The 8,709-nt window shown below is 62.4% G+C and carries 8 protein-coding genes, 1 tRNA gene, 1 pseudogene and 1 riboswitch; of the genes and pseudogenes, 5 read left to right on the forward strand and 5 right to left on the reverse strand.

Annotated features, from left to right (window positions below):
- Positions 1 to 132: 132 nt before the first annotated feature.
- Together AC1Q61_RS30855 and AC1Q61_RS30860 are read left to right on the forward strand one after the other, a co-directional pair.
- Complete coding sequence (locus AC1Q61_RS30855) at positions 133 to 1,479, forward strand: lysine N(6)-hydroxylase/L-ornithine N(5)-oxygenase family protein (RefSeq protein WP_042920410.1); 1,347 nt, start codon at positions 133 to 135, stop codon at positions 1,477 to 1,479.
- Positions 1,476 to 1,724 carry an MbtH family protein gene (locus AC1Q61_RS30860; protein ID WP_003945538.1) on the forward strand — a complete coding sequence of 83 codons (249 nt, stop codon included), beginning with the start codon at positions 1,476 to 1,478 and terminating at the stop codon, positions 1,722 to 1,724. Before AC1Q61_RS30855 ends, AC1Q61_RS30860 begins: the two co-directional genes overlap by 4 nt.
- Positions 1,725 to 1,807: 83 nt before the next feature.
- Here the strand turns inward: AC1Q61_RS30860 and AC1Q61_RS30865 are convergent, their stop codons facing one another.
- Positions 1,808 to 3,235, reverse strand: coding sequence for a threonine/serine exporter family protein (locus tag AC1Q61_RS30865; RefSeq protein ID WP_007734361.1), 1,428 nt, complete (start codon positions 3,233 to 3,235; stop codon positions 1,808 to 1,810).
- A gap of 122 nt (positions 3,236 to 3,357) precedes the next feature.
- Here AC1Q61_RS30865 and AC1Q61_RS30870 point away from each other — a divergent pair.
- Positions 3,358 to 3,429, forward strand: a tRNA-Thr gene (locus tag AC1Q61_RS30870).
- A gap of 70 nt (positions 3,430 to 3,499) precedes the next feature.
- Here AC1Q61_RS30870 and AC1Q61_RS30875 read toward each other — a convergent pair.
- The 4 genes from AC1Q61_RS30875 to AC1Q61_RS30890 form a co-directional block, all read right to left on the reverse strand.
- Positions 3,500 to 4,297, reverse strand: a complete 798-nt coding sequence (locus tag AC1Q61_RS30875) for a GAF and ANTAR domain-containing protein (RefSeq protein ID WP_003945473.1) — start codon at positions 4,295 to 4,297, stop codon at positions 3,500 to 3,502.
- Positions 4,298 to 4,775: 478 nt separating this feature from the next.
- Complete coding sequence (locus AC1Q61_RS30880; RefSeq protein ID WP_003945831.1) at positions 4,776 to 5,591, reverse strand: hypothetical protein; 816 nt, start codon at positions 5,589 to 5,591, stop codon at positions 4,776 to 4,778.
- Between the two features lie 47 nt (positions 5,592 to 5,638).
- A complete protein-coding gene (locus AC1Q61_RS30885; protein ID WP_007734365.1) occupies positions 5,639 to 5,953 on the reverse strand; it encodes a DMT family transporter in 315 nt (104 codons plus the stop codon).
- 14 nt (positions 5,954 to 5,967) lie between these two features.
- Positions 5,968 to 6,033, reverse strand: a riboswitch (guanidine-III (ykkC-III) riboswitch).
- A 43-nt stretch (positions 6,034 to 6,076) separates the two neighbouring features.
- On the reverse strand, positions 6,077 to 7,348 hold the full coding sequence (locus AC1Q61_RS30890; RefSeq protein WP_042920408.1) for a hypothetical protein: 1,272 nt from the start codon (positions 7,346 to 7,348) through the stop codon (positions 6,077 to 6,079).
- A 372-nt stretch (positions 7,349 to 7,720) separates the two neighbouring features.
- Here AC1Q61_RS30890 and AC1Q61_RS30895 point away from each other — a divergent pair, with 372 nt between their 5' ends.
- Entirely contained in the window at positions 7,721 to 8,437 is a 717-nt protein-coding gene (locus AC1Q61_RS30895) for a response regulator transcription factor (protein ID WP_007734368.1), read from the forward strand.
- A pseudogene (locus AC1Q61_RS30900) lies at positions 8,434 to 8,709 on the forward strand (two-component sensor histidine kinase); the annotation flags it as partial. The gene AC1Q61_RS30895 and the pseudogene AC1Q61_RS30900, both read left to right, overlap by 4 nt.

Here is an 8,709-nt window from a genome sequence, read left to right on the forward strand (position 1 = left end):
GTGGGGTCGACCGCTATACGGGGGCTCACAGTGTTGATACCCTCACCTCATTAAGGGTAGCCTTTGCTACTTACTTCGGGACATCGATTGGCGGCCGTACCAGGTCGTTCCGTCGGGGATGGACTACCTGTAATGAGTGAATCACCAAGAGACTCCAGCGCCGAACCTGCCATTGTCGACATCGTCGGCGTCGGGTTCGGTCCGGCCAACCTCGCGTTGGCCATTGCTGTCGAAGAACACAATGCAAATTGTGCGGCCGTTGATCGGGTGAACGCGCGGTTCTTCGAAAAGCAGTCTCAGTTCGCGTGGCATCCCGGGATGCTGCTCGACGGTGCCACCATGCAGATCGCGTTTCCGAAGGACCTGGTGACGTTCCGGAATCCACGGAGCGGATACAGCTTCTTCTCGTATCTGTTCGAGCAGGGTCGACTGGTCGACTTCGTCAACCACCAGACCTTCTTCCCCACGCGCCACGAATTCAACGACTACCTGTGCTGGGCAGCTCGACGAGTCGACGCGGACGTGCAGTTCGGTACAACCGTCGACGGGGTCGAGGGCATCAAGAACTCCGACGGCGTTGTCGATCGCTTTGCGGTTCGCACCGCCGACGGTGAAACGGTGATCGCGCGCAACATCGTTGTCGGAGCCGGACTGAAAGAGCGGATCCCGGAGTGGGCGACGCCTTCGTCGCGGTGCTTCCACAATCACCAGTTCCTCTTCCATCTCGAAGCAATGCCGGAGCCCGTACACAACCGGTTCGTCGTTCTCGGCGCCGGCCAGAGTGCCGCGGAGATCGTGGACTACCTGCACGCGAACTACCCGAACGCCGAAGTTCACAGTGTTTTTGCCCGCTACGGCTACAGCCCGGCAGACGACAGCCCGTACGCGAACCGCATCTTCGATCCCGAAGCCGTCGATCAGCTGCACGGTGCAGACGCCGCGGAACGACGCCGACTGCTCGATCTGCACCGCAGTACCAATTACTCGGTCGTCGACATCGAACTGATCAACAAGCTGTATGCCACCGAATATCAGGAGATGGTTCGTGGGCCGCGGCGACTGTTCATGCGTCGGGCCTCGGAGATCACGAGTGCCGTGGAGACCGAATCCGGCATCGAACTGGCTGTCCGTAGCAATCTCGACGGCTTGACCGACACGCTGGCGTGCGACGCACTCATTCTGGCCACGGGTTTCACCCCGGCACCTCTGGACGATTTGTTGGGTGAACTCGTGCCGGATTCGTCCGTTCCGCGTAACGTCAGTCGGGATTATCGACTGGCTGTAACGGAGGACGTGACAGGCGGTATCTATCTGCAGGGTGGGACAGAACAGACTCACGGATTGACGTCGTCGCTGCTGTCGAACGTGGCAGTGCGGGCGGGGGAGATTCTGGCGTCGGTGCTGAGCCACCAGAACCGAACTGGTGCGCTTGCTAGTCTGGGCGCACAAGACACGTACGTAACGAGTGAGGCGAGATGAGCACTAACCCTTTCGATGACGAAGACGGCCGCTTCTACGTGCTGGTGAACGACGAGGACCAGCACTCGCTGTGGCCCACGTTTTCCGAGGTCCCCGCCGGCTGGCGAGTGGTGTTCGGTGAAGACAGCCGCAAGGCGTGCCTCGAATACGTCGAGGCCAACTGGACCGACATGCGTCCGAAGAGCCTGCGTGAGGCCATGGAAGCCGATCAGGCTGCCGGTGGAAAGCACGCAGTCGAGAGCTGATTCTCTCACCGCTCGGAACCCCCGAGTGAACAGAAAAGGGCTGGGCACCGTCAGGTGCCCAGCTCTTTCTGCTTGAACGACGCCTACTTCTCGGTGACGGGAACTCGACGCCTGCGCTTGCGGACCATCGGGCGACGTAGCGAGTCCACGCGCATCAGAATCCGTGGACGACGCAGCGTGCGCGCTCCCCATTCGCCGAGCGTGACGCCCGCGGCCAGGGCGCAGCCGATGCCGAAGGCCGACAGCAAGGCAGTCAATCCGATCAGTACCTGGTCGTTGAGCAGCGCGTACAGGCCTCGGTACAGCGACAGACCGGGGAGCAGCGGAGTGATGCCTGCGACCGCGACAACCAGCGGAGGCGTCAGTGCGCGGCGAGCCATCAGACCACCGGCAAGACCGACCACGGTTGCGGCGATTGCGGCGGCGATCACGGGACCGACGTCGAGTGTCTGCACGAAGATCGACACACCACTGCCTGCCGCACCGCCCAGGAACGCCGCGGTGAGTGCACGCCTCTCGGCGTAGCAGGCGAGCGCGTAGAACACCGACGCACACGCACCGGAGAGCATGAGGATCGGCAACTGCGTGATGGTGGAGACTTCCACATTGATCGGTGGAAGCGTCGAACCCAACATCCCGGTCATTCGCAACGAGATTGCGACGCCCGCGATGATGCCGCCCGTCATCATCACCACTTCGAAGAATCGCGCGACAGCTGTAATGGGTGCACCCATGATCGCGTCCTGGACCGAGCCCACCAACGACAGCCCGGACAGCAGAACGACCACTCCGGCCGCGATGACCAACGACGGCCGGATACTGATCCCCAGCTGGTCCTGAAATGTATAGAGCGTGGCGGCGGGCGCAGCCGCGATGAGACCACCGACAACCTGCTGGAAGAAGAACGGCAGGCCGAACCGGTTCAGTACGCGGTTGACTCGATCGATGACCATCGTCGTCAGAAACGCGACTGTGGCAACGAGGAACCCGCCGCCGAGCAGGACGGAGACCGAAGCCGCCATCGCAGCCCAGGCCATGGTCGCGGTCCATCGGTTGTACGGGTGCGGCGCCGTCGTGATGGCTGTGAGCGCGTCGTGCGCTTGGTCCGGTGTGATCGCCTCACGGCGGATACGACGTGTCAGACGGTCGACGGCCGCCAGCCGCGTGAAGTCCATCGAGCGGTAGTGGACGATGCGCATCGTGCTCGCCGGCGGTCGCGTCGGGCCGCGATAGGCAGAGAGCACAATCGAGTTGTAAGTGACGTCGACGTCACACTGGGCAAGGCCGTACGTGGCGGCGATGAACTGCACCTGCTCAGCGGTGTCCATGGCCGCGGTTCCGGATGCGAGGAGGACTTCGCCCACCCGAACCGCGAGGTCCAGGACCTCTGCGACGACGGCGTCGTCTGTCAGGTCGATCGGTTGAAGCGGTGCGGGAGCCGACGTGACCGTGTCGACGGTGGCTTGCCGGTTTCCCGTCAGGCGTGTGAGTACTTCGGTGAATTTCGCCATCAGGGGGCGGAGTGGGAGTTGCGCATGGGGCCCACGCTATCTAACGTGACCCGCGCGCGGCCACCGTGACGGCTTGGATATGATGGCTCCGCAAAGTCAGTCGCGGCAACGCGTCGGTCTTCGCCTCCTTAGCTCAGTGGTAGAGCACTCGCCTTGTAAGCGAAAGGTCGTCGGTTCAATCCCGACAGGAGGCTCCGAAAGAGGAGGCACTCACCAATGTGGTGGGTGCCTCTGTATTTGCTGAGGTGCCGATAGGCGCCCGGTTCAGTTGGTCTCGGGCTTGTTCGTAGCCTGGCGCGGGTCGATCGCGCCGTCGATGTACTGCTGGGCGATCACTCGCAGTTTGACGTTGCTGCGCTGCGAGTCCTGGATGAGAATGCGGAAGGCTCGGTCGGCGTCGACGTGGTGGGTGCCCATGATGATGCCCTTGGCCTGTTCGATGACGCCTCGCGATTCGAGTGCTCGCTCGAGGTCCATTGCGTGCTTTCTGGCGATGTCGAGGCGCTGCGAGCTGTGCAGCGCGTAGGCCGAGGTCACGGCGAACAGTTGGAGCAAGGCCACGTCGGCGCCGGTGAAACCTCGGAGGTCGTGGCTGTAGAGATTGAGGGTTCCGAGCGGGCGTTCCCGGCCAGGCAGTGGCATGGACAAGAAGCTGACGGCGCCGACTGCCTTTGCCGCGCTTGCGAATTGAGGCCACCGGCTGTGGGCTTCGCTGGCATGTGCGCGGACAACGGTTCCCGTGCGTGACGACGTCACACTCGGTCCGTAGTCCAGTCGGAATTGGATCGAGTCGACGGTGCGAACAAGTTGGTGGGTGGCGGCGACGGTTCGGAATGTCGTGTCCGAACCGCCGATGGTAATTCCGGCCATGTCGGCGTCGGCGATGAGATCGACGGCATGCCTGCAGACTTGTTCGAGAAATTGCTCGGCCTGGGCATGTGGATCGAGGTGCGCGTACAGCGATTGCAGGGCGTCCGAGGCGGCGTCCAGGCTGTCCTGCGACGCGGAATTTCGGCCCCCGGTGGGGCCGCGGTGTCCTCTGGCGATGCGCGGCGCCGTCATTGTCTCAACCACCCTTCCCCATCACGTCGCAGGCATGTCCGATTCGTCTCATTGTTGCACCGGACTAACTGTTGTGCACTCTGTTTCGGTGGACAAGTGTCTGATGGGGCGGACGGTTATGTGAAGTGGTCTGCGTATGCCCAATCGTGATGTTTGATTCGGCCGTTAGCGGGTAGTGCGCCGATCTTGGAATTATGTTGTCCTGCAACAGTTAACGTGGAAACTGCGACCGGGGTACAAGTTTTCTCCGCAATGGCGCGCAGGTCACGAACTTGGCCTATTGTCAGCGCCAGCGCACAATCTTGTACGCGTAACCCGTAGACAGTGAAGGGGATACGACGATGAACGGACTGATCGCGGCTCTGAACAGTGGAATGACCGTTGGCTTGGCCAACACGATCCTGACTTTCGGCGGAATCATCATCAACCTCAACATCGTGATCAACAACTGACCGCGTAATCGGCGAGTAACCGTTTGTTATGCCGATTCGATCGGAAGGTCCGGCCCTGGGCGGTCGCTCTTGCTCTTGAGCCACCGATTGGGAAGTTTGCCGGCAAGTTCTCCGAGTGGACCGACTGCAGCGCTGAGGATTCCGACGGTTTCCTGAAGGACCTCGATACTCGCGCTCATCCGCTCGAGGTTGGGGGCGAGGGAAGTCAAGGTGTCGGACAGTGCAACGATCTGGTCAAGCGGGCCGCCTTCGGCGATGAGCCGTTCGAAGGCGCCGTTCTCTGCCAGGAGTGTTTCGAGGATGCCGTTTTCGGCCAGTGCGCGATCGATGACACCGTCCTTGGCAGTCAGGCGTTCGACGGCACCGTCTTGCGCTGTCAGGCGTTCAAGCGGACCGTCCTCCGCCATCATTCGGTCGAGGAGACCGTCCGGCGCGAGCAAGCGTTCCAATGCGCCGTTCTCGGCGAGCACCCTATCCAGCGGTCCGCCGGGGGCAAGAAGTCTTTCGAGTGGTCCGCCGGGAGCGAGTAGTCGTTCGAGAGTGCCGTCGGGTGCAGTCAGTTTGTCGACCGGGCCGCCGGGAGAGAGAAGTCGATCGAGTGGCCCACCGGGGGCCAAGGCCTGCCCGATGGGCCGATCGTCAGCGGTGAGCGATGACAACTGCTGGATCATCTGCATGGGTCCGCGGGGGCTTGCCAAGCCGGCAGCACCCGCCGTCACGGCGCCGGTATTACCGACGGCGATACGAACTGTCGTGACCGTCAGCTCGGCGATTCCCAAACTGATCTCTGCGGCTGCAATGCCCGCGCGTAGGGGAAGCGTGAGCATCTCCAGCAGTTTCATGCGTTAACTGTAACCGGTAACACACAAACACTCACCAGGATCGCCGGTCAGTGAAGGACCTTCAGACCGACGACACAGCCGACGATGCCCAGGATCAGCAGTATCTTGACGATCGACGTGGACTCCGCGCCGGTGATCATCGCATATCCCACGGTCAGGGCGGCGCCGATGCCGACCCAGATCGCGTAGGAAGTCCCGATGGGAAGGGTACGCATTGCATACGCGAGGCCGGCCATACTGACGATCAGGCCGAGGACGAAGACGATGGTGGGCGACATCTTGCTGAATCCGTCGGACTTACCGAGTGCGGTAGCCCAGACAGCTTCGAAAAGTCCGGAAATGACGAGCACGATCCATGCCATGGTGAACAACTCCCAAGGCACCGTCTTTTCGCTGGCCGGGTACGGTGCGCTCGTCCGGATGTCGTCGTTGACCACCCAACCATAGCAACAGAATTCTGCGTTCCGACCCGATCAGCTGGCGATTTAGGTCACCACCGCCGTTCGAACTCTCTTCAGATGGATGGTCGACACGGACACCACGATCGTCGCCGTCGCAGCGAGAACAGTCAGAGGAATCGGCGTGTTCACGGCGGCCGGTCCGTGTTCGACGAGCACACCGGTAGACCACCCGAATTCCCGCGAGCCCGGGTCCAAGAAGGTCGGTGAAACCGAGAACAACGTGAAAGCGACGGGCAGCATCGCCCCGCTCGAGACTGCTTCGACGGCAACAGGCATGCATGACGTGACGGCCAGTCCCAGCGCAAGCGGGAGGATGAGGACGTAGGCAACCGTGGTCGGGGCGGCATCCAGCAATCCCGAGAGTGCAGTCACGGCAAGGAGTCCCAGCCCGAGTTGCGGCATCGGTCTTCTCCAGCCGACGACGACGCCCAACGCCAGGGCAGCAGCTCCCGCGGGCATCGCCCAGGTCCAGTCGGATGGAAAGGAAATCGAGCTGACCGAAACCGCGCTGACTGCCAGTCCGACGAGTACGAAACGACCGTCGTGTGGCGGCAACCGCCAAGCCAGTGCGACGGTAACGGCAACCGCCGATACCACCGCGATCACCCATGACCCAGGTGATGTCGTCGAGCCCAACCACACATAGAGAGCCGTGAATACCAGGGGCAGAACAACTCCCAGCTTCACCAGGCGTGCGTCGATGTCGCCCGGCTCCTGATTCGGTCGTGCGAGTGCGGCGACTCCACCCACGAGAAGAGTTGCGGCGAGCAGAATCCAGACGGGAACCGTGGACGGCACGGGGTAGGAATCGCCCGGAAGTGTGAGCGACCACCTGGGGACGCGATCGCGCCACAAGTCCGCTGCGCCGAAGTACAGGGTCGTCGTGGTTACGCCGAGTCCGAGAGCGGTTTGTGCTCCGCGGTGACCCTTCGTCGGAAATGCCGCTGCCGCGAGGAAAGCGCCTGCTCCGATTGCGTTCAGAGTCACCGAAATCTGGGCGGAGACGGGGACGAATGCAGGTAGCGCGATGGCGAGGGCGCCGACTACAGCGAAGACACTCGCGAGACCGCCACGTCCCCAGCGATGCAGTAGCGCTACGCCGACGGCCGCAACCACCGCGGCAGTTGCTCCCGCCCACTGCGGCGTGATCACCACCGAGATAACGCCGGCGTCGGAGAAGGAGAAGTCGTCAACTCGGGACTCGGCCACTGCGTACGCGGCCACCACACCGCCGACCAGCGCGGACGCCACAGGACCGTAGAGCTGAGCGATTTGAACTGGGCTACGTTGCTGCATAATTCGTCGAATTTTTGCACAACTCGCCGATACGACTTATCGTCACATCGCCGTGCGGATCCATCCACACCGGTTCCCTGTCTCGAAGTCGAGGAACCAGCAGATGGCGTCCTCGACTCGGCCACTGAACGAAGTCGTAGCCGGCCAAATTTGTCTGAACTGCGTCGGCGACCCACACCGCAGCGTCCGCGAATGCAGTCTCCATCGACAGTGCGTTGAAGTAGCTGAATCCGCTGATGTCACGTGTGCCTTGCCAGCCGATCGAAGCCTGGATCCTTGCCGGGATCCTGCTGTCAGCTTTTCACCTGCACCCGGCCGTTCACAGGAAGCTCCCAGGGAACATACAGCGGGAATCCAGTGGCAGGGGAGAAGATGGTTCTCGTGACCGACAAGACCCCCGAAGCCCGCATCCTCGTTGTCGACGACGAACCCACCATCGTGGAGTTGCTCTCCGTGAGCCTCCGATTCCAGGGTTTCGAGGTGGCAACTGCTTCGAGCGGCGCCCAAGGCCTGGACGTCGCACGGACATTCCGTCCCGACGCGATCGTTCTCGACGTCATGATGCCCGGGATGGACGGCTTCGGTCTGCTTCGACGCCTGCGCGCCGACGGTGTGGACGCGCCCGTCCTGTTTCTGACGGCGAAGGATTCGCTCGACGACAAGATCAGCGGCCTGACCCTCGGCGCGGACGACTACGTGACCAAGCCCTTCAGCCTCGAAGAAGTCGTGACGCGGTTGCGGGTCATCCTGCGCCGCGCCGGTCGCGGTGTCGCGCCGGAGCAGTCGCCGCGGGTGAAGTTCGCCGACATCGAACTCGACGACGACACCCGCGAGGTCTGGAAGAAGGGCGAGTTGGTTGCACTCTCGCCCACCGAGTTCACACTGCTCCGATACTTCATGGTCAACGCCGGGACGGTTCTCAGCAAACCGCGGATTCTCGACCACGTCTGGAATTACGACTTCGGTGGGGAGGTCGGAGTTGTCGAGTCCTACGTTTCCTACCTGCGGCGCAAGGTGGACACGGGGGAGACACCGCTGATTCACACATTGCGTGGGGTCGGCTACGTGATGCGTGAACCGCGGCAATGATCGCCGCCGCGGAAAACGATCAGCTTCCGAAGCGGGGTCGTTTCCGTCTCCATTCACTGCCGCTGCGCTTCACCCTGGTTGCGGCCTTGCTGGTGTTGGCCGCGCTGGGTCTGTTGGCGTCGGGTGTAGCGGTCACTTCTGCTCTCGAGAACTCACTGACCCAGCGAACCGACAAAACGCTGTACGAAGCGGTCGACGGTTGGGCAAAGCCGCACAGCAGAGACCTGCAGCCGCCCAGTGACGTCGGCCCGGGCACCCGCCCACCCAGCCCC

It is taken from the genome of Rhodococcus sp. MPR-R1B, assembly GCF_058793255.1.